We start from the raw sequence: 280 nt of genomic DNA on the forward strand, positions 1-280 counted from the left end.
ACTTTTCCCCATGACACCGGAATCGTTGACCAATCGGGCCATTTCTCCAGCTGTACCGCCGTACCCTAGTTTCAAATTGTCAAGCATGGTAAAGTTATCTTTGGCAAAGCCTTGATAAGCGTTTTGTAGCATCCCAATGTCCGTACCCATTTTGTTGGCATTATCGGACATATCGACAATGGCCATATCTGCGTATTTAGCGGCTGCAGCAGTGTCTCCTTTTAAGCCCTGAAGCAAGGTAGCTGAGAATGAGGTAACCTGTTCCATGTAGCTTGTGCTA

General features: G+C 46.4%; 1 pseudogene. It reads right to left on the bottom strand.

Annotated elements, in window-relative coordinates:
• Positions 1-280: pseudogene (locus NIE88_RS22240) on the bottom strand (phage tail protein); the annotation flags it as partial.

The organism is Sporolactobacillus shoreicorticis, from assembly GCF_024125445.1.
Taxonomy (GTDB): domain Bacteria; phylum Bacillota; class Bacilli; order Bacillales; family Sporolactobacillaceae; genus Sporolactobacillus; species Sporolactobacillus shoreicorticis.